Source organism: Gordonibacter sp. An230 (assembly GCF_002159915.1).
Taxonomy (GTDB): domain Bacteria; phylum Actinomycetota; class Coriobacteriia; order Coriobacteriales; family Eggerthellaceae; genus Rubneribacter.
This window is the reverse complement of the sequence record NZ_NFJP01000003.1, coordinates 85,531-109,140: the sequence shown is the minus strand read 5'-3', so window position 1 is coordinate 109,140 and position 23,610 is coordinate 85,531. Positions and strand designations below refer to the sequence as shown.

Here is a 23,610-nt window from a genome sequence, read left to right as displayed (position 1 = left end):
TCGGCAAGAGCGGAACGTGTCGTCGGGGATGCCAGGTGCATCTCGGAGGCTTCGGGTCGGACGCGAAGGCGCATCCCGTTTCGCCGTTTTGCGCTCGGATGGGAGGCAAGCGGCTGCAGCTGCCTTCGGAGCGCGGACCGTTAGGGAAGGCGGCTCGTGCTCGGAGGGGACTCGATCAAGCGGCGGGGCATTTTCTGGCAAACAGGGCGGCGGAGGGGGCGAACGATGGACCCGTGGCGGAATCGCGTAGCGCTTGTAGGTTTTTTTCGCACGTCGGCTCGGGATCATCGCGCGAAGCCCGGCATCTTTATAATGTTGCTCGAAACACGCGCTCTCGCATTCGGAAGGATTCGAGTTCATGGATATTGTTCTGACGATCGTCTACGCCGTCCTCATCTTGGGATTCCTCGTTTTCATCCACGAGGGGGGGCACTATCTGGCCGCGCGCGCGTTCGGTGTGCGGGTGACCGAGTTCATGCTGGGGCTACCGGGACCGAGCATCGGTTTCACAAAATGGGGGACGAAGTTCGGTGTGACGCCCATTCTCTTGGGAGGCTACGCCAAGGTGTGCGGCATGGAGCCAGGGGAGATGAGCCCTCATCTCGAGGCTGCGCTCGCGTCGCTTCATCGTCGCGGCACTGCGAACATGGAGGACGTTGCGCGCGATTGCGGCATCACCGACGATGAGGCGTACGAGGCTCTCGAGGAGCTCGTCGAGTGGGGCAGCGCCAAAGGCCCCACTAAAAAGGATCGCTTCAACACGTACCGGGCTCCCGAAGTCAAGCCGTCGAAGAAGGAGCTTGCCGCCGGGGTCGTCGCCTACGGTTTGGGCGAGGCGCGTCCGGTTGACGATGCGCACGCCCTGTTCGAGAGCGAGTATCGCCAGCAGTACCGCAGCCTCCCGTTTTGGAAGCGCTCGGTCATCCTCGTGGCGGGCGTGGCGGTGAATCTGCTGTTCGCCATGGCTCTGTTCGTCGTGCTGTACTCCGTCATCGGCGTGGACGTGCTCTTTCCCTCCGGCGAGATCCGCCATGTCACCACGGATCCCGTGCGGGCCGTGCAGCTGGGCTTCATGTACATCGGCATGGTGGTGCAGCTTGTCGCCGGACTGTTCAACCCCGCCACCGCAGGAGAGGTTGTGCAGAACTCCTCATCCATCATCGGCATCGCCGCCATGTCGAAGCAGGCGGTTGACATGGGCTTGGTGAGCATCATCTCGTTCGTGGCCTCGATCTCGGTGTCGCTCGGCGTTATGAACCTTCTGCCGATACCGCCCCTCGACGGAGGCCGTTTCGTGATCGAGGTGTTCCAGAAGGTGTCGCGGCGTGTGGTGTCCATGCGCGCGCTCAACTACCTGTCGCTTGCGGGCATGGCGCTGTTCGTGTGCTTCTTCTTGGTCATGGCGAACCAAGATATCCAACGCTTCGTGTTCGGCAATTGGGGCTAGGGGCGCCCGTCGGTTGGCGCGAGCCGGTAGGTTTCGGAGCCGTTCTCCGCATTCGGGCTCGCGATGGTTGACGGATGCGATCGGCGATGACCGCGCTCGTTGCGCGGTCGTCGTTCGACGGGGCTTCGTCCGGGTGCGCGGGGGATCGCCGCCTTTTTCGAAGGTTGATCCTCGCGTTCGCCTCCGCGATTTGCGTCTCATCTCGCATTACCGTGCGTCCCGTCATCCCATATCGCACGCCTCTCTCCGGCCTGCGCTTTCCGCCCTCTCGCTTCGTCGCGCTCCCTGCGTCTCGCGCTTTCCGCTTTGCGTCTTCGCCCCTTGCCCTCTTTCCGCTTTGCGGTTCTGCGCTCGCTCCCTCCATTCCCCTGCATCCTCTCCTCGCATTTCCGCGCCCGTTTTCTTCCCGTTTGCGGCGGAAAATGACGGGAATCCGTCTCCGGATGGCCCGACGATCCGCCAACCGCGCCGCATCGTCGAGATATCCTCCGGTCGGCTGGGGGCGGTTTCAAAATCCTTCGGGGCGGATGGCGGATTTCCGAAAAGGCCGCCAAAAGAAAGGGCTCTTTTTGCCGAGTCGGGACCGGCGGATTTGGCTCGGCTTGCTGATGGGATCCGGTCCGTAGCGGTGCGGGTCGCCGACGGATCGATCAGGGCCCTCGACTAAAGCCCGATCCGCAGGGGCGGCGAGGGTTCGGATCCTGATGGCGGCGAATTCCCTGGTGCTGCTGTCGTTTCGCCGACTTGCCGCCACTTGCGATCTGCTGCCGGCTTTTCGATCTGTCGCCACGGCCCATGAAGCCCTGTCGGCGGGATCGTCTTGCCGCGCGTTTCATCACCGCCCGCTTTGCCGTCCGTCTCGCATTCGGTCTGCCGGCTTCTGGCTCGTCTCCGCCGCTCGCTTTCTTGCCGTTCTGTCGTGCCTCTCTTGGCCCGTCATCCTGTCGCGCTCATCCTCCCGCTGCGATTCGCCTTCTGCAGTCGCTCTGCCCCCCCCCCTTTTTTTTTCTCTCTCTCACGGACCTCCGCTCTGCCGGACCGCACCCTCTTTTCGTCCAGCCTTCCGTAGTCCGCCGCCTTGTCGCAAGCCCTCTTCTTGCCGCAACCCAGTGCAGTCGTCTGCATGCGCTTCGGCTTTCGCTGCTGCGCAGCTGTCTGCGCCTATCGTCGCGTGCTCGCGAAATCCCTGTGCAATTGGGCACGTGCGGGCCAAGGAAGGGTAGAATGGCCTGAAGCGCTTGAACGCATGGGCGAAGCGCGAAAGAAGGCCGTCGTCGAAGGCCGTGCGAGCGGTTGCTTTGCCAGGGCGAGTCCGACGACGGAGACGGATGCGAACGTGAGGAACGGAGGGGTGGATGCCCGGCGCAGCCAAACCGAACGAGCTGACCCGACGGGTCATGGTGGGCGGCGTGCCGCTCGGTGGCGGCGCGCCCGTCGCAGTGCAGTCGATGCTCAACGCGCCGGCTGACGACGCGGCGGCCAATCTCGCGCAGATCGACGCGCTGGCCCAGGCAGGTTGCGAGATCGTTCGCATGGCCATTCCACGCAAAGACTGCCTCGATACGTTCGCAGCCGTGTGCGAGCGGTCGCCCCTGCCCGTGGTGGCCGACATCCACTTCTCGGCGGACATCGCCATCGAGGCCGCCCGTCGCGGCGCGGCCAAGCTGCGCATCAATCCCGGCAACATCGGGGGGCTCGCCAAAACCGACGCCGTGCTCGATGCGGCGGGGGAGGCAGGCATCCCCATCCGCATCGGGGTGAACGCGGGCTCGCTCGACAACGATCTGGCGGCGCGCGACGACCTCACGTTGCCCGAGAAGCTGGCGCGCTCGGCCGCCGACTATGTGCGTCACTGCGAGGGCCGCGGCTTCCACGACCTTGTGGTCAGCGCGAAAGCCCACGACGTCATGACGACGGTGCGCACGTACCGCCTGCTCAGCGAGGAGCTGCCGCACGTGCCCCTGCACATCGGCGTCACGGAGGCCGGCACGACCTTCCAAGGCGTCATCAAGAGCGCGAGCGGGTTGGGGATCTTGCTGGAAGAGGGTATCGGCGACACGCTGCGCATCTCGCTCACCGACGATCCCGTGACCGAGGTTCGCGCGTGCTGGACGCTGCTCGCGGCGCTCGATCTGCGCCGCCGCGGACCCGAGCTCGTCAGCTGCCCCACGTGCGGGCGCTGCCAGGTGGATCTCATCGCGCTCGCGCGCGAGGTGGAGGAACGCATCGCGGGCTTGGGCAAACCGCTCAAGGTGGCGGTGATGGGCTGCGTGGTGAACGGGCCGGGCGAGGCTGCCGACGCCGACATCGGCGTGGCGTGCGGCAAAGGATCCGGCGCGGTGTTTTCCAAGGGAGCCGTCGTCCGCAAGGTGGAGGAGAGCGCCATCGTGGACGCTTTGATGGAGGAGATAGGAAGGTTATGACGAACGTGAACATCATGCGCATGAGCGAGCTGTACGCGCCCACGCTCAAGGAGGATCCTGCCGACGCGGAGATCGCGAGCCACCGGCTGCTCTTGCGCGCGGGCTTCATCCGCAAGACCGCTTCGGGCGTGTACACCTTCCTGCCGCTTGGCAAGAAAGTGCTTGCGAAAGTGGAGAGCATCGTGCGTGAGGAGATGGACGGCATCGGCGCTCAAGAGATCATGATGCCTGCGTTGCAGCCCGGGGAATTGTGGCACGAATCCGGTCGCTGGAACGACTACGGCCCCGAGCTCATGCGCCTCATTGATCGTCACGACCACGAGTTCTGCCTCGGGCCCACCCACGAAGAGCTCATCACTGCGCTTGTTCGCAACGAGCTGCGCTCATACAAGGAGCTGCCGCTATCGCTCTATCAGATCCAGGTGAAATTCCGCGATGAGATTCGTCCGCGCTTCGGTCTTCTGCGCAGCCGCGAGTTCATCATGAAGGACGCCTACAGCTTCCATGCCGATCAGGAGTCCCTGCAGGAGACCTACGACGAGATGAGCGCTGCTTACGGGCGCATCTGCGAGCGCATGGACATGGACTATCGTCCCGTCGAGGCCGACCCTGGCCAGATCGGCGGTAACGTGACCTGCGAGTTCATGGCGCTCGCCGAGGCGGGCGAGGCCGAGCTCGTGCACTGCGCGTGCGGCTGGGCGGCCAATGCCGAGGCGGGCGACTGCCTGGCGCGCCCGACCGTCTACGACGTGCCGGCTATGGAGAAGGTGGCCACGCCGGGTGTGCACACCATCGCCGAGCTCGCGGAGTTCTTGGACATCCCCGAGTCTTCTACGGTGAAGGCGCTGTCCGGCAAAAACGATGAGGGCCGTTTGGTCGTGCTGCTCATCCCCGGCGATCACGAGCTCAACGAGCTCAAGGCCGCGCGCGCGGCGGGCGGCTTCACGCTGCTCTCCGATGAGGAGATGGAGGGCTTCGGGCTGCACAAGGGCTCTATGGGCCCGGTGGGCTTGCCCGAGGAGGCGCACGTCATCGCGGCGCGCAGCCTGCAAGCGGTACCGAAGTGGGTCGTGGGCGCGAACGTCGACGGCTACCACTACGTTGGCGCGCGCCTCGGAGAGGACTTCGAGGTGGACGAGTGGGCCGACCTGTGCGTGGTGCAGCCCGGCGACAGCTGTCCCGCGTGCGGGCTTCCCCTTGCGGGCGCTCGCGGCATCGAGGTGTCGCAGGTGTTCCAGCTTGGCGACAAGTACTCGAAGGCAATGGGCGCCACGTTCATGGCCGAGGATGGCTCCGAGCGGCCGTTCCTCATGGGCTGCTATGGCGTGGGCATCTCGCGCACCATGGCCGCCATCGTCGAGCAGCACAACGATGAGCTGGGCATCGCCTGGCCGCCGTCTGTCGCCCCGGCTCACGTATGCGTGATCCCGCTCGCGGTGGGCGACGACGAGGTGCAGCCCGCTGCCGAAAAGCTGGCCTCTGATCTGGCGCGGCTCGGTTTCGAGGTGGCTATCGACGATCGCAAGGAGCGCGCGGGTGTGAAGTTCGCCGATGCCGACCTTATCGGTTGGCCTTTGCAGGTCGTTGTGGGCAAGCGCGGCTTGGCCGAGCAGAAGGTGGAGATCAAGCGTCGCAGCACGGGCGCCCGTCGCGACATCCCGCTCGACTCGCTCACCGACGCGCTTGCGTTCTCGCAGCGCAATGCGAAAGTGTGGGGCTCGGAGGTGAGCCTATTCGGGGCGTTGTTTGAATAGCGTTACGCATGCACGGCCGCATGCGGAGCGAGCCGATGCTGCGGGATGATCCCGTGCCCGATCTTGCGAAGACGCCGATGGCTTGCGCACGCGAAGCGCGCGGCGCCTTCGCCGTCTTCGCGATCTCGGTCGGCGGATCGTCCCTTGCGGCTTATCGTGCCGGCCGCCGAGGTCGTTCTTCGAGCCGTGCGCGAATCGATCGCCGATGGAGGAACCTATGACTGCTCGCACGATACAAGCCGTCCTGTTCGATTTGGATGGGACGCTGCTCGACACGCACGACCTTATCTTGGAGACGTTTCGCTTTACGGTGCGCGCCGTGCTGGGGCGCACCGTGCCCGACGAACTGCTCATGGCGAAGGTGGGGCAGCCGCTCGCCGTCCAGATGTGGGACTTTGCGGACAGCGAGGCCGTTCACGGGGAGCTCTGCCGCGTGTATCGCGAACGCAATTCCGAAGTGCACGACGACCTGATCGGGATATTTCCCGGCACGAAGCCCATGCTCGAGCGGCTCGGGGAGGCGGGCGTGCCGCTCGGCGTGGTCACATCGAAGCGCCATGAGCCCGCCGTGCGGGGGCTGGCGACGTTCGGCTTGGAGAACTGCTTCGATTTCGTCGTGGGATCGGACGATTGGCCCGAGCACAAGCCCGCGCCCGGTCCTGTCGCGCACGGGTGCGATCTCATGGGCCTCGACAACGCCGCGTGCCTCTATGTGGGCGACAGTCCTTTCGACATCCAAGCCGGAAACGCGGCCGGGTGCCCCACGGCGGCGGCTTTGTGGGGTATGTTCCCGCGCGAGGTGCTCGCGGCCGAGGATCCGAGCTTCCTGTGCGCCGACGGAACCGAGGTGCCCGCCCTGCTCGGGCTCTGACGTCGCGCTTTCGCATGGGCGTCGAAAGAGCGGGTTCTGAGCCGGAGTTGGAAGATCGCTCCGTCCCCTCGGCTCCAGCCTCCTTTCGTCGAGCCCTCTCGGATGTCGACTGCCCCGTCTTCGATGGGCTGGCTCGGGCGTGTCGAAGTGCCGACCTCAACGAAAAAAAGCGGAGAATCCTTTACCGTGAGCTACCGAGTTGCGGTTTTGGTTTGCCGCTCGGAACCTCGGGTCGCATCGTGCGCTGTTCGGACGGCTTCTCACCGAGCAAAGCGCGGTTCGGTGGCGAGGGGAAGCCTTCTTCCCATTCCTGAAGGGCTTCGTCGAATCCTGCTGAGCGGGAGCCCGGATGCCGTGCGGGCCGAGGTTTTCGTCCTGCGGTCTCGGAGCCTCCTGCGGCCTCTGCCGTTACAGGAGATTGGCGGTACGCTGCTGTGGCGAACCGGTCGGCGGTTTTCCGCGGTATCCGCCCCTGTCGGCTTTCGAGCGTTCTCGCCAAGCGATTCCGCACCCTTGCTCATCGCTGTCCTGTCGGGTTCTCCCGCGCTCCGTTTCTCGGCATATCCGCGGCGTCTTCATGCGCCCCTCCCCGACTCGATGCCGTGGCTCACGCTCCATATGTGGCCGATATCCAGCGCTCGGCATGCTCGGCGAAGGCGCGCGTCGCAGTGGAGGCCGTGTCCAACGAACGGAGCGCGAGGGCTATCTCGCGGCTTGTCTCCACTTCGGGCGGAACGATGGCTAGCGGAAACGGCGTGTCGCGCAAGATGAGGCCCGAGAGCACGCTGAATCCGAGTCCGGCGCTCACCATGCTCATCACGGCGTAGTCGCTGTCGATGGTGAAGCGCACGCAAGGCTCGACACCGTTGTTGCGAAATAGCGACTCCATCTCCGACGACGTGCCGCTTTTCAGGCGGATGTAGGGCTCGTCGGCCAGCGTTTCGCGTGGTACGAACGGCGCGTCGGCCAGCGGGTGGTCGGGCGGCAGCACCACGAGCAGCGGATCGTGGCGCAGGGGCACGGCGTGCAGGTCGCGCTTGATGGGGAAGACGAAAAAGCCGCAATCGGCATCGCCGCGCCATACGGCCCCTTCGAGCTCGTCTTGGTCGTCGCAGCAGAGGAGCTGCAAGTCGATGCCGGGATGCTGCGCCAGAAACGATTTCGCCATGCCCGGAAACCATTGGATGGCCGTGCTGGTGAACGCTCCCACGCGCACGACGCCGCTTACGAGGTGCTTGAGCTCGGCCACGCGCGTCTCGAGCCGACGCTCGTCGGCGCGCACGCTTCGCACCCAGGGAAGGAGCTCGGCGCCGTCGGCAGTCAAGCGCGCGCCTCCGTAGTCCCTCACGAACAACGGCAGGTCGAATTCGCGCTCGAGAGCGCTCACGAGGTAGCTGACGCCGGCTTGCGTGTAGCCCAGTTCGAGTGCCGCCTGTTTGAAGCTTCCCGTCTCGGCCACTTTGAGAAACGCCTCGTACTTCTGATTGGCCATGGTCGGCTCCTTTCGTTTCGGACGGGTCTTCGCGGCTGGGTCGGCTTCGTCCTCAAGCTGCCCGGAGGGAGCGAGGCGCCATCGGGCGTTCTTGTTCGCCGCCCTCCCCCGTCTCGCTTTTCTGCGCTTTTGCGCATAATGGCTGAGGGGTGTCTGTTTTGTAATGCTTGTGAACAGGAATAACAAGTATATTTTTAATTTTTATAAAGATATTCTCGTTTTACTTTAATACAAAGAAGCCATACCATGTCAGACGAATCCGATCTTCAACGTGAATGCGATTCCGCGCAGGGTGCGGATGCCTTGCGCTACCTGCACGGAAGGAGGCCCGCATGGCTCGCCGCTCGTCCGCCCGTTGGCCGTTCGTGGCCTGCGTGGTGCTGCAAACCGTCATTTTCGGCTCGGGAAGCGCCATCACGAAAATCGCCTATGAGAGCATCACACCGCTGTGGTGCCTCGTCGTCCGTTTCGGGCTTGCGGCGCTCGTGTTCGCCATCTTCCTCGGCCCTCGCATCGTGCGCCAGCTGCGCTTGGTGCGCGTGCGCGATTGGCTGCCGGCCGCAGTGTGCATGGCGCTGTCGTTCATCGCTTGCAACGTGGCGCTCGATCTGACCACTGCAACGAACGTCGGCTTCCTCGTGGCGCTGCCTGTGGTGTTCGCGCCGCTGCTGTCGTCGATCGTGAACCGCCGCCGTTATCCGTTTTCGTTTCTCCCGTTCCAAGGGGCGGTCGTGGCAGGGTTGTACCTGCTGTGCGCAAACGGAGGCGCGCCGTCGTTCGGCTGGGGCGAGGTGTTCGCGCTGTTGTCGTCGATGACCATGGCGGGCGCGCTCGTGTTCGGGGAGCACGGCCTTGAGAAGCTCGACGCTGCGACGATCGCCGGCACCCAGGTTGGAGCCTCGTTCGCCATCTCTCTTTTGTGCGCATTGGCCTTTGAGCAGCCGATGGACGTCGCGTCCGTGCAGCCCATGGCGTGGGGCGTCGTCGTGTTCCTCGCGCTTCTGAGCACCTGTCTCACGTTTTTCCTGCAAAACCTTGCACTAACCTCGCTTCCGTCCTCCACCGTTTCATTGCTCCTGACGGGCGAGCCGGTGTTCACGGCGTTGTTCTCCTTCGTCATCCTGGGGGAGACGCTTTCGGCGACGGGGCTTGTCGGTGCCGCCGTCATCGTGGCCGGCGTCGCCGCCGCCACGTGGATGGAGGGTCGACGGGCCTCCGACGCCGACGACGGCTTTGCGGATGGGCCCTCTCCCGACGCGCATAAGGCGGCTGCCTCGAAAGCAGTCGAGATGTCGCAGGTGGCGCTGCCTCTGTCCGAGCGTTGCCCGCTCGCTTCGGACCGGGCTGTGTAGCGGTCTTCGCCAGGCGGTCTTGCCGGCTCGTGAGCCTCTTTCGTTTCAGCGTTCTTCTTCGCCGAAGGGTTTGCGCGCATTGCCCTTTTTCTCGATTTGTTGCATCATGGTGTGGAAGTCGTCTGCATCCGGCGGACGACTGCGGGCAAAGGAGGCTCTCATGGCTCACCTCAGCGACGGATTCAAGGACATCTTTCTGGCCGGTATCGGCGCGATGGCCATAACGGGCGAGAAGACCAAGGAGCTGGTCGACCAGCTCATCGCCAAAGGCGAGATCACGGTCGATCAGGGCAGGCAGATCAACGTCGAGCTCAAGCACAAGGCCGAAGAGGCGGTTGCCGCGGTGCGCTACGATGCGCTCGAGACGCGCATGGCGGCCATGACGCCCGAGGAGCGCGCGGAGTTCGTCGCGAAGGCCGCCGAGATCGCCGCGCGCGCTGACGCCCGCGCGCAAACGGGGGCCGAGGTGGGCGACGCATCCGCTGTCGAGGCTTCCGACGCCTCCGTCGAAGACGCTCAGGCCGATTCGACCAAGCCGTGCGCTTAGGAAGGGCGCCGCGCCTTTGGGCCGCGAAAGGGGCCGTGCGGTAGTCGATGGCGGAGAACACCCTGCTCAAATACTTTTTCAATTCGGACGCCGAAGTGGATCCCGAAGGTCGGTTCAACCTGAGCCGCAAGACGCGCATGCGCCGTCTGCGGGAGATCTACGCCATCTTGCAGAAGCATCATTTCCTCAGGGGCTTCTCGCCCGAGGAGTTCCGCGCCATGCTGGAGGATCTGGGACCGAGCTTCGTGAAGATCGGCCAGACGCTTTCCACGCGCTCGGAGATATTGCCGAAAGCGTACTGCGACGAGTTGGCGAAGCTGCAGACAGAGTGCGATCCGCTGCCGTTCGAGCGGATATTGGCCGCGCTCGATGAAATATACGGAGCCGCGAGAGACGAGGTGTTCGACGCCATCGATCCCACGCCGCTCGGCAGTGCGTCGTTGGCGCAAGTGCACAAGGCGCGCCTGGCCACAGGCGAGACGGTGGCCGTGAAGATCCAGCGTCCCGGCGTGAAGGCCACGATGGCGCAGGATATCGACATTATGCGTATGGTCGCGCGCCGTGCGTCGCGCTTCATGAAGGACGAGCAGATGCTCGACTTGCGCGACGTGGTGGAGGAGCTGTGGGCCACGTTTTTGGAGGAGACGGACTTCGCGCGCGAGGCCGCCAACCTCGAGGAGTTCGCGCGACTGAACAAGGACGTGGCGTTCATCGACTGTCCGAAGGTGTACCCGGAGCTGTGCGGCGAGTACGTGCTGGTGATGGAGTATATAGACGGCATCCCCATCATGGCTCTCGACCGGTTGCGCGCGGCCGGCTACGACCTGTCGGAGATCGGCGAGAAGATACTGGACAACTATGCCACGCAGATCCTCGACCACGGGTTCTTCCACGCCGACCCGCATCCGGGCAACCTGCTCATCCGCAACGGCAAGATCGTCTACATCGACCTCGGCATCATGGGCCGCCTCTCGCCGCGCGATCGCGCCGGATTCGGCAGCATCATCCAGGCCGTGGGCATGGAGAGCGCGACCGAGCTGAAAGACGCGCTGCTGTCCTTCGCCATTGCAAAGGACAACGCCGCCATCGACCACACGCGGTTTCTGGCCGACCTCGATCTGCTGCTTACCGACTACGGCTCCTGCGATGTGGCCGACATTGACATCGGCATGTTCCTCAACGACATCTTGTTGCTCACGCGTTCATGCAAAGTGACGTTGCCCGCATCCATCACAAGCGTCTCGCGCGGCATCGTGACGCTTGAGGGCACCATCGCGCCGTTCATTCCCAACGACAACGTGGTGTCCATCATCAACGCGCACATCCAGCGCTCGAAGAGCGCGCGTGACGAGTTGGCGCAGGCGATGGAGGATCTGGCCCTCTCGCTGCGCTCGTCGTCGAAAGGCGCTCTCGACGCAGCGCGGTTCTCGGGCGAGGCGCTCAAGATGCTCACGCGCGGGCAGCTGAAGATGAACATGGAGGTGCTGGGATCTGAAGCGCCGCTCTCAAAGCTGGCGAAGATCATCAACCGGTTGACCATAGGCATCGTCATCGCCGGGTTGTTCATCGGCTCGAGCATGTTGTCGCTGTCGTCTATGGAGCCGCGGCTGCTCGGCGTGCCCGTGCTCGCGTTCTTCGGTTATCTGGGCGCTGCCATCCTCAGCATATGGGTGATAGTCGACATCAATCGCCGCAAGTTGTAAACCTCCCTGTTTTCCCAGTTGGAATTCCCCGCAACCAATATTTGCGGGGAATTCCAACGAGAAGCGGTTGTGCGTGCCCCTCCGCAACTGTAGCCTTTGAGGACGAGTTGTGATGGACGTGACGAGAAAGGGAAGCGTCATGAACGTGGAGATCGCGCAGCGATTGGTCAGCCGCCGCAAGCAGGCAGGGCTTTCGCAGGAAGCGCTGGCAGCGCGACTGGGCGTGTCGCGGCAGGCCGTTTCGAAATGGGAGCGGTCCGAATCGTCTCCCGACACCGACAACCTCATCGCGCTCGCCCAGCTCTACGGCGTGTCGCTCGACGATCTGCTTTACGTCGACGACGGGATGAAGGACGACGTCGCCTTCGAGGCCGCCGATCGCGCTGCCGATCGCGCGCAGGTCGACTCGGCCGCGCCGCCGCATGCATCCGCCTCTGCCGTCGAAGCCGGGGCCGCGGTTGCGGGAGACGCCCGCTCGTCCCGCCCCGAAGCGCGCGAAGAGGATGCTGGCGAGAAAGGCAAGGTCAGCGTCGGGCTAGGGGGCATCCACGTGCTCGATGGCGACGACTACGTGCACGTGTCGTGGCGTGAAGGCGTGCATGTGAAAGACGCTAAGATGGGCGACGAGGTGCATGTGGGGTGGAACGGCATTCATGTGAAGAGTCCGTCGAGCGGTCTTGGCGACGACGAGGTGCTTATCGATGGCGACAACGTCGTCATCAACGGCGAGCGTTTCGGCAGCTGGCAGGACGCGCATGCGAAGTACCGCCGCGGCTGGGAGTCCGATGGCTGCTGGGGCGAGCCGTGCGCCTACACCGTGTGCGGCGAGCGCTTCGACACGCTTGACGATGCCCGCGCGAAGTACGGCGACGAGGTGGGGAAGTCCATCCCCGTGCGCAAGCACTATCTGAGCGAGTTCGAGAGCGCATGGGCGCGGTTTCCCTATCCGCTCGTCGTGATCCTCGCGTATCTGCTGCTCGGCGTCTTCCAAGGGGCGTGGGGCGTCGGGCTCTTCCTGTTCTTCTCCGTTCCGCTGTACTATCTGGTCGGTCGCGCTATTAGTCGACGGCGCGCCGCGCCGCTCGTGTCGGGAGCGTACCCTGTCCTCGTGGTGGGCTGGTTCTGCTGGATGGCCTTCGTGAACAACGCGCCGCATCCGGCGTGGGTGGCGTTTCTAACCATCCCGCTCGTCGAGTGGCTCGTGCGCAGCCTTTCCCGCTGGTGGCGTGGCCGCAAGCGCTCAGCTGGGAAGCGCGAGCCGATCGACGTGGATGCGGGCTGAGGGCTGATCGTCAAGATGGGCGCGCCTCTCCGCGTTCGTCGCAAAGGGCGCGGAGAGGCGCGCAGTATGAAGAGGTGTGCGTGATGCGCGGAGAGGAGGGGGTCCGGATTCGGAGCTTCGGGTCGAGGAGCGAGGGGCTTGGGGCGGTTCGCCCCCCCCCGACCCGAAGGGCTCGGCGGTGCTCAGTCGGTCCAGTGATCCGCGGACACGAACTTGCTGTAGTCGTAACCGCCGGCTGCGCGCTTCTTCGCAGGGCCGGCCGCAGGCTTCTTCGCAGCCGCCTGCGCCCGCTTCTCCTTGAGCTCGAGGCGCTTCCTCGCATGTTCGGCGTTGCGGTTGCCCGTGCGCGATGTCCGTCCCGACCGGCTGTCGCGTGTGGAACGGGCGTCCTTTGACGCAGGACGCCCTCTGCGGGCGTCCTTTGGCCTCGCGCTCCTGCCGCCCCCGCGCGTTCCTTTTCCTTTCGCGGGCTTCTTCAAGAGCGAAAGGTCGAGTTCGTAGGTCTCAAGCTCCATGAGCGGGATCTCCTTGCCGATGAGCTTCTCGATGTCGGCAAGGGTTCGGCGGGATTCGCGGGTGACGAACGAGATGGCGTAGCCCTGCTCTCCCGCGCGTCCCGTGCGGCCGATGCGGTGCACGTAGTCTTCGGGCATGTCGGGCAAGTCGAAGTTGATGACGTGGTCGACGTCGGGCACGTCGATGCCGCGTGCGAGCACGTCGGTCGCCACGAGGATGGACGTTTTTCCGCGACGGAAGTTCTCGAGCGCACGCCGGCGCTGACCCTGCGACTTGTCGGAGTGGATGGATTCGGCACTGTACCCCGCGCGCCTCAGCTCTTCGGCGCATTCCTCGGTGCGGAACTTCGTGCGCGCGAACACGATGACGCGCTCCGACCCCTTTTCGTCGAGCACCGCGTGCAGAAGCTTCGGCTTGTCGAGGTTCTTGATGGGCATCATGAACTGCTCGACGGTTTTGGCCGTCTCGCCGTTGCGGGCGATTTCCACGACGGCCGGATCGTTCAGGAGCGAGCCGAGGTTCTTCTCGATGGACCGGTCGATGGTGGCCGAGAAGAGAAGCGTCTGGCGTTCGGCGGGGGTGGCGTTCACGATGGTGGTGACCGCTGGCAGGAAGCCCATGTCGAGCATGCGGTCGGCTTCATCGAGCACGAGCACCTCGATGCTGCCGAGGTCGACCACGTCGCGTTGCATGAGATCGTTCAGACGGCCGGGCGTGGCGATGAGCACGTCGGTTCCGCGACGGATCTCTTTGATCTGGGGGCCATAGGGAGTGCCGCCGAACACGGTGGTGACGAAATGCCCGGTCTTGCGTGCGATCTGCATGCAGGTGCGCGCGATCTGCTGGGCGAGCTCGCGCGTTGGGCTGACCACGAGCACGCGCGGCGCGCGTTTGCCGCGCGTGCCGCGGGGCAGGGTGGACAGCGTGGGCAGCAGGAACGCGGCGGTCTTGCCGGTGCCCGTGGAGGCGGCGGCGATGAGGTCGCGACCCTCGAGGACAAGCGGGATGGCCTGCTCCTGCACGGGCGTGGGCTGCTCGTAGCCCAAACGCTCGACGGCCGCAAGGGCGGCCGGGGACAGGCCGAGGTCGGCGAAGTTCGACATGATGGTGTTCCGTTCTCTTCGTGCGCGTGTTGCGCGCTTCCGTTCGCACCCGCTCCTGCGGCGTGCCTTGCGCTTGACGCGAGCCGCTTTCTGCAGTCCTGCGAATGCGCGAGAAGAGACGAGAAAGAATTTCGTGTGAAGCGACCTTCTATTATGGGGTCTTCTGGGCGCTCTGGAATCGGGAATCGGGAAAACCTGGGAGATATGTGCGAATTTCCACGAAAGGGGGGCGTTTGGGGTGACGGACGGAGCACGGACGGGCGGAGGGCGTCGGGTGCTCGGAGCCGAAGCCGGAGGAGCCGGGGCGAAGGCGTTGCGCGTGCGCCCGCTGCGCATCTGAAGGCCGGAACCTGAGGGGTGTCGGAGCGGGCGAGGATCAGGGGGCGTGCGGGGTCGAGGGCCTCCTCCGACGTTTCGCCCTCTTTTCGTCAAGTTCGTTCGAGGCGGGCCGTGCTAGAATTATCCTATGATTTTTCCAGAGGCTTCGATGCGGCTGATACCCGCGGCCATGTTGGAAACGGATCGGGCCGTCTCGTTCGCGGAGACGGTGCTGGGCGAGGGCTCGGTTGCGCAGTCGGTGCCGCTGCCCTTGCGGCGCATCGGGGCTCAGCGCGCCCTGAACGATGGCGACGGCGCGCGACGCGCCGGATGAAGAGGCAGGCGAAGGGAGGAGCGTTGCTGAGCGATCTCGTGGTGTGCTACCTGTTCCTCGGCGGCGCGGGCGCAGGGACCCTTCTGGTGCTCTGCGCTCTCGCGCTGCTCTCGATGCGCGCGATTGCGCCGACGGACGGAGCGCGGCTGCGAGCGTCGATCTTGTACCGACGGCTGCTCGTTCCGGGTTTCGCATCCGCGTTCGCTCTGCTCGCGTTAGGGGCTGTTTGCCTTGCGGTCGACTTGGGCAGCTTCGACGGCGCGCTTCTGCTGTTCGTGCGGCCACGCGTGACGCATCTGACGGTGGGGGCGTGGGCGCTCGCCGCGGGCCTGCTTCTTTCGGCGCTGTCGTGCGCGGCGTGGTCGTCTGCGCGTGGTTGGCGGCTTTCCGTCGTGCGGGCACTCTGCGTGCTCGGCGCCGTCGACGCCCTCGCGACGATGGCGTACACGGGGCTTCTGCTCGGGGGCGTGGGCGCGGTGCCGTTGTGGGCCTCGCCGTGGCTTCCGGCGCTGTTCGCAATCTCGGCGTTGTCGTGCGGTGCTGCATGCGTCATCGGCGCCGCGCACCTTGCTGGTGCGGCGCGGCTGTTCCCCGGCGTGCTTCGCCGGCTTGCCGCCGTCGATGCGGTCGCGGTGGTCGCGGAAGTCGTTGCGGCCACGGGGCTTGTGACGTTCGCGCTGGCGGGGGGCTCGATGGGCGGTGCCTCGCGGGAGGCGGCCGTCGCGTCGGCCGAGATGCTCGTGGCCGGGCCGAACGCGTGGCTTTTCTGGGGCGGCTTCGCGCTGGCGGGGCTCGTTGTGCCGTTCGCGCTCGACCTCGTCCTCGCGAGGGCCCACCGTCCGCGGCCTTATGCGGCGCTCGCCGCTGCTGCGAGCGTGCTGGTGGGCGGCTTCGTTATGAGGTGGTGCGTTGTGGTAGCAGGGGCGCACCCTGCGCTTCAGACGATGGGAGTGATGTGAGATGTTTCCGTTCGAAGTTGACGCCACCACCGACGTGCCTTTGTGGGTGCAGCTGCGCCAGCGGCTCGTCTACCTCATCAATTCGGGCTATTTCAAACCGGGGGACCAGCTGCCCACGGTGCGCGGTCTGGCTTCCGAGATATCCATCAACTACAACACGGTGAACAAGGCGTACCTCAGTCTCGTGTCCGACGGCTACCTCGAATCGACGCGCGGGCGCGGCGTGTTCGTGCGCGACTTGGAGGCCGAGATGGACGAGGAGTACACAAGCGAAGTGGACGGCGTGCTGTCTGACTGCGTGTCGGCCTGCCGCGATCTGGGGCTTTCGCTCGATGACATCGAGCGGTGCATGGCGCGCAAGATCAAGCGCATCAAAAAGGACGAAGGCCTCTCCTCCGACAAGGCGCCCGATGATGGGCGGGGTCGGATCGTGCGAGTGGACATGGGGCGCGAGGCGCGCGATGCGCGGACGGGAGCGTGATCGGATGAAGGAATCTCGAGCGGATGCGGTCGAGCCCGCCAAGAAAGGGAGGCGGTTCTCCATTGCGCCCGAAGCGAGCACCGAGGTGGTGGGCGAGCGCGCGTCGAGTGCCGGCGTGGTGCTGTTCTCGTTGGCGGTGTTCTTCGTCGCGTTCTGCGCGGTGCTCGGCGTATGGGCGGCGCTCGCGGGTCCGGTGGGTGCTGTGGCGGTGGCGTCCGCGCTTGCCGCAGCGGGGTTCGCCGCGATGGCCGTCCATATCGCGCAGCAGTGGGAGAAGGTGGTGGTGCTGAGGTTCGGCCGGTTCAACCGCGTGAGCGGGCCGGGGCTGTTCTGGACGTTCCCCATCGTGGAGCAGAACACCATGCGGGTGGACACCCGTGTGCGCGCGACGACGTTCGGCGCCGAGGAGACGCTCACCGCCGATCTCGTGCCGCTCGACGTGAACGCCGTGCTGTTCTGGCATGTATGGGATGCGAAGGCCGCCTGCACCGAAGTGGGCGACTTCACGCGCGCTGTGGAGCTGGCCGCCCAAACCGCGCTGCGCGACGCCATCGGGCGTGCGGGCGTGGCCGAGGTGGCGATTCGCCGCGAGCAGCTTGATCGCGAGCTCAAGCGCGTGCTCGAGGAGAAGGTGGCCCCCTGGGGCATCGCCGTGCTGTCGGTGGAGGTGCGCGACATTCTGCTGCCACGGGAGCTGCAGGACGTTATGTCGCTGGAGGCCCAGGCCGAACAGCGCAAGAAGGCGCGCATCATCCTCATGGAGGCCGAGCAGGACATCTGCGAGATGATGGGGGAGATGGGCGACGCCTACGCCGAAAACGATGCCGCGCTGCGTCTGCGCGCGATGCACCTTTTGTACGAGAGCGTGCGCGAGACGGGCGGCACCGTGGTGGTGCCGAGCAGCTTCAGCGAGGGTTTCGGCGACGTTCTGGGCGATGCTGCGAAGGAAGCGATCAAAGGCGGGAAGCTGTAGCTTCGGTTGGCATGCGCGTTTGTTGCGCGCTGGCGACGGCGGGAATCGGTGGTCGGTGGAAACGGCCCGATGGGCTTCGTTGCAAGCTGGCGATCGATGGGGCGCTGGTTCGTTTGAGGCGTTTCGACGAACAAGCTCGCTCGAAGTGGCGCAAATCTCATCTTGTGCATAGATCTGAAAGGGGTTTCGGCTTGCCTTTCGACGGATCGGCAGGTGCGAACTGGGGAAATGCGCATGGGTCGACGAATTGTGCTGCCGATGGGGTCGGGTGCCTAAGCAAAACCTATGCACAAGACGCGATCAGCGCCACTTTGGATTGGTTTTCGCGACAAGTCGCCGGACATGTCGATTTTCGAAAGCAATGGTTGTGCGTCGTTTGGAGAGTTGCTGCTGCGATATGGCCTCTCGCGGATTGAGACGTGGGTGAGCGATGGGAACGGCGTGGGAAGACGTTTCGCTTCGGATGAGGTAGGGGGGCGGCGGTTGACTTCCGAAAACTTCTCCGGTCGCGCGCTCTCGATTGTGGTACTCTGCGCGCAGGTGTTCCAATCGAAAGGATATTCGCAGCATGACCTGCGGGATTATAGAAATATATCCTCAAAATAGAATAGTCTGCTGACAAATAATCATAGGACAATTCTTGATTGTCATATGATTATTTTGTACACTGGGCACAGTGGAATTTGGCCAATTCTCACGAGGAGAAACGGGGGTGTCCTCGCATGGGGCTTGCTGGCCGGACCGGCAAAGGCCACGCATCCAGCACACCGGGGATATCCTGACGACATCTTTGAGGAGGAGACATGTCAGGAACGAGCGGCCCGCATGGCGGGCTTTCGCGCAGGAGCTTTCTCAAAGCCTCGGGCGCCGCTGGCGCTCTTGGCCTTGCGGCGGCTGCGGGCATGACGACGTCCGATGGTTGGCTCGCACCCGCCGAGGCCCACGCTGAGACGGAGGAGCGGACGGCACATTTGTGTCATCAGTTCCATTGTCTGACCGGCTGCAATCTAAAATGCACCATCCGTGATGACCGCGTGGTCATGGTGGAGCCAAGCGATTTGGTGGACGAGCATCATCGTACTGTCTGCCTGCGTGGCATATCCGAAGTTCAGCACATTTACGCACAGGACCGCATCCAAACGCCACTCAGGCGTGTGGGCGAGCGCGGTGAGGGCAAGTTCGAGCAGATAAGCTGGGAGGAGGCCATAAAAACCATCGCTGAAGCTATCAAAGCGGCTCAAGAGAAGTACGGCGAGGAATCGGTGTTCGTCCGCAAGTCAACTGAGGCCGGTATCGATTTCGACTTCTTTGGGGCGCTTATCAAAGCGGACTCGGGCGGCAACTGGGGGCTTGATCGTGGCCAACCCAACGGGACCGCCTGCGCTTTCGGCCCCTTCAGTTATTGTCCGAACCGCTCTATCTGGGAATTCTCAGATGCTTCCACCATTATCGAGTTGGGGCACAATCCGCTTGAAAGCGGCATCGTGTGGTCCCGTGCTTTGATGGACGCCAAAGAAGCAGGCGTGCATATCGTCACTGTCGACCCGCGTTTCACTGGCACGGCGTCGAAGTCCGATGAGTGGCTTCCTGTGCGGCCTGGAACGGATGCGGCGCTCATTCAGGGTATGATACGCGTCATTCTTGATGAGGGATGGTACGACGAAGAGTTCGTAAAGGCGAACACCTCGCTGGTGCATCTGGTTGATCGTGCGGCGGGCAAGACGTATCGCAGCGCCGAATCGATGTGCCCCAACCCCGCCGTTGTCTCTTTGGAGGAAGTGGGTGCGCCGTACGTATGGGACGAAGTCTCCGGTGGGCCGCGCCTGTACAATGAGTCTGACGTGCAGCCGGCGCTCGAAGGCACATGGATGATTGACGGTAAGGAGTATTCAACCGAGTTCACCCTGATGAAGGAATGGCTGGCCGACTATTCCCTGGAGTGGGCGGCCGAGACATGCGGCATTTCTCAGGAGGGGATAGCCGCGCTGGCCGACCGCTACGCCAACAATGGTCCCGCCATCATCGACTTCGGGTTGGGTGGTCCCGACAAGTACACCAATGCCGATGTGTTGGGACATTCGACCTCCATCTTGGTCGCCATCACGGGCAACTACGGCAAGCCCGGTGCTGGCTTCGGGTTCTACCACGGTGGCTTGGGCGCCGACGATCCTGCCGCCACGTTGAACGCCTGGTCGCTTCCCGAAGAATACGCGTACACCACGTGCGGCATCTCCATGTACGATATGCCATACAAGGAGAATCCCATTCGCGTGGCGCTCACGTTTGGCGACGCGTTCACGTTGCAGGCGGCTGCGGCCAACGACACCTTGGCCTGGGTCAAGAGCCTGGACTTTTTCGCCATCGTTGACATCTACCATTCGTCTGCGGTGGACTACGCCGACATCGTCTTGCCGGCTTGCTCGAAGTTCGAATGCGAGGAGGATGTGAAGGCTCTCCGCGCCAGCTACGGCCACGTGATGCTGGCGAACGGCATGGTCAAGCCCCTGTTCGAGTCGAAGTCCGACTTGCAAATCGAGCGCCTGCTGGCCGCCGAATGGGGTCTTGAGCATCTGCTGCCGGAAACCTATGAGGAATTGGCGCGCTTCATGTTGGACGGGGTGGAGAAGCTCGATCCGAACATGAAGGGCATTACCTACGAGAAGCTGCTCGAAAGCGGTGGATGCCTGCCGGTGGCGGGCGCGGGTCCGGATTATCGCCCCGATGGGGGAGTCGACGAGATCCCAACGCCGTCCGGCAAAATAGAATGCTATTTCGAGTATTTGAGCGATTTCGGGCATCAGTTCCCCGTGTACGAGGATGCCAATGAAGCATTCGAGGCCAACCCCCTGAAAGAGCAGTATCCGCTGTACTTCATGCAGGGCAAAACTCGCTACCGCATCCACGCGTATTACACGTCGAATCAGTGGTTCCAAGAGAATTTCGGGCCGTATGTGAACATCAGTCCCGAAGACGCCGAGGCCCGCGGCATTTCGACGGGAGACAAGGTGCGTGTGTTCAACGGCCGGGGTGAGTTCAAATGCGGTGTACATGTGAACCCCAGCTTGCAGCCGGGCGTGCTGTTCATGGCCGAGACGACCTATACCCGCTACTACGATGAGGGCTTTCTTCAGAACGTGACGAATTCGGCGCGCATCGAGCGAGCGTACTCGCTGTACTTCGGGCCGCAAATTCCTTACAACGATACCCTCGTCCAGATCGAGAAAGCGTAGGTGATGCGCCATGACGAAACTTGGAATGGCGATTAACAAAACGCGCTGCATCGGTTGTCAGACATGCGCCTTCGCATGCAAGATGCAGAACAACGTGCCGCAGGGCATGCGTTGGAACCGAGTTTTGACCGAAGGTTGCGACGTCGAGGACGGTGCTTTAGGCGAATTCCCCAACCTTTCGCGTACGTACCTTCCCATCGCCTGTCAACATTGCGAGAACGCGGCGTGCCAGCGAGTATGCCCTACGGGTGCAACGTACAAAGACGATAAAGGGCGCGTGCAAGTGGACTACGACAAATGCATCGGATGCCGTATGTGCATGGCGGCGTGCCCTTACAACGCACGTGTGTTCAACTGGGATGATTCGGTGCGCGAACCGGATTTCAACTATGGTGACAAAGACGTGCCCGTGCGTTCGAAGGGCGTGGTTGAGAAATGCACGCTGTGCAAGGAGCGCACCGACCGCGGCGAGGATCCGCAGTGTGTTGCCTGCTGTCCCACGCGCGCTCGAATCTTCGGCGACCTTGACGATCCGGACAGCGAGGTGTCGCGCGCCATTCGCGAGCGCAACGCTTACGTGCTGCTGGAGGAGCAGGGCACGCGTCCGCAGGTTCATTACTTCAACTAGGAGGAGGTGCGAGCTATGGGAGCTTCAATGAAATTCAAAGCGGCCGCCGGCGTGCTGGGCGCGCTGACGGCGGCCGGCGTGGCGGCGTGGATCTACCAGCTGGCAAGCGGCCTCGGCGTGACCGGCATGAGCAACGGCACCTCGTGGGGCCTCTACATCACGATGTTCATGTTCTTCGTGGGGCTTTCCGCGGGCGGGCTTATCGTGGCCTCGTCGGCGAGCGTGTTCCACGTGGCGCAGTACAAGAAGGTGGCGCTGCCCGCCGTCATCCTGTCCACGGTGTGCATCTGCTGCGCGGGCATGTTCGTGCTCATCGACCTCGGCGGCATCCAGCGAGTGTGGCGTATTGTCACGGGCCCGAACCCAACGTCCCCCCTGTTCTGGGATATCTGCGTCATCACGCTGTATCTGGTCATCAACCTCGTCTATTTGCGATTCATGACCTCGAAGAAGCCGGGCGCGGCGGGCAAGGTGTCCATCGTGAGCCGCTTCGCGCTGCCGGTGGCGATCCTCGTGCATAGCGTGACCGCATGGATATTCGGCCTGGAGATGGCGAAAGAGGGTTGGTACTCGGCCATCATGGCGCCGCTGTTCGTGGTGAGCGCCATGGATTCGGGCCTTGCGCTGCTCATCCTGTCGCTTTTGGGGTTGGATAAGGCGAACGCGTTCAAGGTGGAGAAGAGGCTGCTGTCGAACCTGGCCGGGCTACTGGCCACCTGCGTGGCCATCGACGGCTTCATGGTGGGCTGCGAGGTGCTGACGATGGCGTATCCCGGCGCGGCGGGCGCCGAGACGCTGTCGATCATGGCGACGGGCGCGACAGCTCCGTTCTTCTGGTTCGAGATCGTCGCGGGCGTTCTGGTGCCGTTCTGCATCCTCGTGTTCGCGCGCAACCGCGCGCGCATGGGGCTGGTGGCGCTGGCGAGCGCGCTCGTGGTGGCCGGAGTGCTGTGCAAGCGCGTGTGGCTCCTGCTCACGTCGTTTTCGGAGTTCAACGTGGTCGGCGCTCCGGGCGTGATGGCGGGTTCCACGGCGGCGCGGTCCGCCTCGGGGGCCGACGTGTGGGCCGTGGCAAGCTCGTATGTGCCCACGTGGGTCGAGTTCGTGGTGGTCATCGGCGTGGTGTCGCTGGGTGCGCTCGCGTTCATGGTGCTGTGCCGAAAGCTTTTGGGGAAGGGGGCGGTCGCAGAGGCTCCCGAGCTTGAGGCCGTGGTGGCTCCCAACGGGGCTGACGTCGCGGCTTCCGGCAAGGCTGCCGACGCTGCGTAGTCGGACTGCGCGAGGCTCGGCTTCGTGCTCCTGGCGGCGCGCAGGTTCGCGGTTGCTTTCGAAGGCGCTTGGCCTCGCCTTCTGCGGGCGGCGGGCTCAGTTGAAGTTTCGCCACCCCTTATTTCGCTCTGCCGGACGGGGAGTCCGGCAGAGCGCTCTCGAGAAAGGAGGACGCTCATGTCCGCCCATGTTTCTTGGAAAGAGCTCTCCGAAGCCTACGCCTTTGTGGGGAACTCGCTGCTCAAACCCATGACGCAGACCTCGGACGTCGGCCTCGACCCGGCGTTTTGGAAGGCGTTCCCGACGTTTGGCAGCCCGGATGTCGCGGGGGCTTGCACTGATCTGGCCGCTTACGCCCACGCTGCCCGCGAAGCCGCCGCCTCCGACGGCTGCGATCCGGTGGAGCGCTGCGCGGTGGAGTACACGCGTCTGTTCGTTGGTCCGCCGTCTCCCGCCGCGCCGCCTTGGGAGACCATGCATCGAGGCGGCGCTGCGGCAGGGGGCGCGGCTGTCGGGTTCGGCGAGGCGACGTTCGACATGCGCCGCCGTCTGCGCGAGGCGGGCCTTGAGGTGAGGAACGAGAACAACCAGTACGAGGACCATATGGGAATCGAGCTCCTCTATCTCTCCGTGCTCTGCGCTCGTGCCGCAGAGGAGAGGGGCGCGCTCGCTGCGAAAGGCGGATCCTCTGCGTCGGACGAGGTCGTCTCCTTTATCGAGACCCATCTCCTCGCCTGGCTCTCCTCCTTGTGCATTGCCGTGGAGGATGCTGCCCCGTCCGGCTACTTCTCCCGTTTGCTGGCCCTCGCCGACGCCCTTCTGCACGTTCCGTTGAAAGAAGGCCAAGCGCGTCGCAAGCTGTTTGCCGAAGACGCCGAGAGCGGCAAGTAGGTAGAGGCTGCTCTGCCAAAGCGCATCGCATTCGCCG

18 protein-coding genes are annotated in these 23,610 nt (G+C 64.1%); 16 read left to right on the top strand and 2 right to left on the bottom strand.

What is annotated here, in order from left to right; all coding sequences use genetic code 11:
- Window positions 1–358: 358 nt before the first annotated feature.
- The 4 genes from B5F40_RS02600 (at window position 359) to B5F40_RS02580 (ending at window position 6,495) form a co-directional block, all read left to right on the top strand.
- Entirely contained in the window at window positions 359–1,447 is a 1,089-nt protein-coding gene (locus B5F40_RS02600) for a site-2 protease family protein (RefSeq protein ID WP_087192821.1), read from the top strand.
- A gap of 1,355 nt (window positions 1,448–2,802) precedes the next feature.
- Window positions 2,803–3,870, top strand: a complete 1,068-nt coding sequence (gene ispG, locus B5F40_RS02590; RefSeq protein ID WP_087192819.1) for a flavodoxin-dependent (E)-4-hydroxy-3-methylbut-2-enyl-diphosphate synthase — start codon at window positions 2,803–2,805, stop codon at window positions 3,868–3,870.
- Window positions 3,867–5,624, top strand: a complete 1,758-nt coding sequence (locus B5F40_RS02585) for a proline--tRNA ligase (RefSeq protein ID WP_087192818.1) — start codon at window positions 3,867–3,869, stop codon at window positions 5,622–5,624. The genes ispG and B5F40_RS02585 overlap by 4 nt, the downstream gene beginning before the upstream one ends.
- A gap of 217 nt (window positions 5,625–5,841) precedes the next feature.
- The gene (locus B5F40_RS02580) at window positions 5,842–6,495 is read left to right on the top strand and encodes an HAD family hydrolase (protein ID WP_087192817.1); all 654 of its coding nucleotides are present in this window, start codon (window positions 5,842–5,844) and stop codon (window positions 6,493–6,495) included.
- A 607-nt stretch (window positions 6,496–7,102) separates the two neighbouring features.
- On the opposite strand, the gene B5F40_RS02575 is transcribed toward B5F40_RS02580, so the two are convergent.
- Complete coding sequence (locus B5F40_RS02575) at window positions 7,103–7,987, bottom strand: LysR family transcriptional regulator (RefSeq protein WP_087192816.1); 885 nt, start codon at window positions 7,985–7,987, stop codon at window positions 7,103–7,105.
- A 332-nt stretch (window positions 7,988–8,319) separates the two neighbouring features.
- Here B5F40_RS02575 and B5F40_RS02570 point away from each other — a divergent pair, with 332 nt between their 5' ends.
- From B5F40_RS02570 to B5F40_RS02555, 4 genes are all read left to right on the top strand, one after another.
- Window positions 8,320–9,339 carry a DMT family transporter gene (locus B5F40_RS02570; RefSeq protein WP_087192815.1) on the top strand — a complete coding sequence of 340 codons (1,020 nt, stop codon included), beginning with the start codon at window positions 8,320–8,322 and terminating at the stop codon, window positions 9,337–9,339.
- 160 nt (window positions 9,340–9,499) lie between these two features.
- Window positions 9,500–9,886: a phasin family protein gene (locus B5F40_RS02565; RefSeq protein ID WP_087192814.1), complete on the top strand. Its 387-nt coding sequence runs from the start codon at window positions 9,500–9,502 to the stop codon at window positions 9,884–9,886.
- A 47-nt stretch (window positions 9,887–9,933) separates the two neighbouring features.
- On the top strand, window positions 9,934–11,589 hold the full coding sequence (locus B5F40_RS02560) for an ABC1 kinase family protein (protein ID WP_087192813.1): 1,656 nt from the start codon (window positions 9,934–9,936) through the stop codon (window positions 11,587–11,589).
- 112 nt (window positions 11,590–11,701) lie between these two features.
- Window positions 11,702–12,871, top strand: a complete 1,170-nt coding sequence (locus tag B5F40_RS02555; RefSeq protein ID WP_239442869.1) for a helix-turn-helix domain-containing protein — start codon at window positions 11,702–11,704, stop codon at window positions 12,869–12,871.
- A 182-nt stretch (window positions 12,872–13,053) separates the two neighbouring features.
- Here the strand turns inward: B5F40_RS02555 and B5F40_RS02550 are convergent, their stop codons facing one another.
- Window positions 13,054–14,490 (bottom strand): DEAD/DEAH box helicase, encoded by a 1,437-nt coding sequence (locus tag B5F40_RS02550; RefSeq protein WP_087192812.1) that lies wholly within the window; start codon window positions 14,488–14,490, stop codon window positions 13,054–13,056.
- Window positions 14,491–14,956: 466 nt separating this feature from the next.
- Here B5F40_RS02550 and B5F40_RS15805 point away from each other — a divergent pair, with 466 nt between their 5' ends.
- The 8 genes from B5F40_RS15805 (at window position 14,957) to B5F40_RS02515 (ending at window position 23,573) form a co-directional block, all read left to right on the top strand.
- Window positions 14,957–15,142 carry a hypothetical protein gene (locus B5F40_RS15805; protein WP_140396388.1) on the top strand — a complete coding sequence of 62 codons (186 nt, stop codon included), beginning with the start codon at window positions 14,957–14,959 and terminating at the stop codon, window positions 15,140–15,142.
- Window positions 15,143–15,165: 23 nt separating this feature from the next.
- Window positions 15,166–16,101: an NrfD/PsrC family molybdoenzyme membrane anchor subunit gene (nrfD, locus tag B5F40_RS02545; RefSeq protein ID WP_087192890.1), complete on the top strand. Its 936-nt coding sequence runs from the start codon at window positions 15,166–15,168 to the stop codon at window positions 16,099–16,101.
- 1 nt (window position 16,102) lies between these two features.
- A complete protein-coding gene (locus B5F40_RS02540) occupies window positions 16,103–16,582 on the top strand; it encodes a GntR family transcriptional regulator (protein WP_087192811.1) in 480 nt (159 codons plus the stop codon).
- Between the two features lie 4 nt (window positions 16,583–16,586).
- Window positions 16,587–17,555 carry a slipin family protein gene (locus B5F40_RS02535; protein ID WP_239442868.1) on the top strand — a complete coding sequence of 323 codons (969 nt, stop codon included), beginning with the start codon at window positions 16,587–16,589 and terminating at the stop codon, window positions 17,553–17,555.
- Between the two features lie 803 nt (window positions 17,556–18,358).
- On the top strand, window positions 18,359–20,785 hold the full coding sequence (locus B5F40_RS02530) for a molybdopterin-containing oxidoreductase family protein (protein WP_087192810.1): 2,427 nt from the start codon (window positions 18,359–18,361) through the stop codon (window positions 20,783–20,785).
- A 10-nt stretch (window positions 20,786–20,795) separates the two neighbouring features.
- Window positions 20,796–21,413: a 4Fe-4S dicluster domain-containing protein gene (locus B5F40_RS02525; protein WP_087192809.1), complete on the top strand. Its 618-nt coding sequence runs from the start codon at window positions 20,796–20,798 to the stop codon at window positions 21,411–21,413.
- Window positions 21,414–21,428: 15 nt separating this feature from the next.
- The gene (gene nrfD / locus B5F40_RS02520; RefSeq protein ID WP_087192808.1) at window positions 21,429–22,682 is read left to right on the top strand and encodes an NrfD/PsrC family molybdoenzyme membrane anchor subunit; all 1,254 of its coding nucleotides are present in this window, start codon (window positions 21,429–21,431) and stop codon (window positions 22,680–22,682) included.
- A gap of 177 nt (window positions 22,683–22,859) precedes the next feature.
- Window positions 22,860–23,573 (top strand): TorD/DmsD family molecular chaperone, encoded by a 714-nt coding sequence (locus B5F40_RS02515; RefSeq protein ID WP_087192807.1) that lies wholly within the window; start codon window positions 22,860–22,862, stop codon window positions 23,571–23,573.
- The last annotated feature ends 37 nt before the right edge of the window (window positions 23,574–23,610 follow it).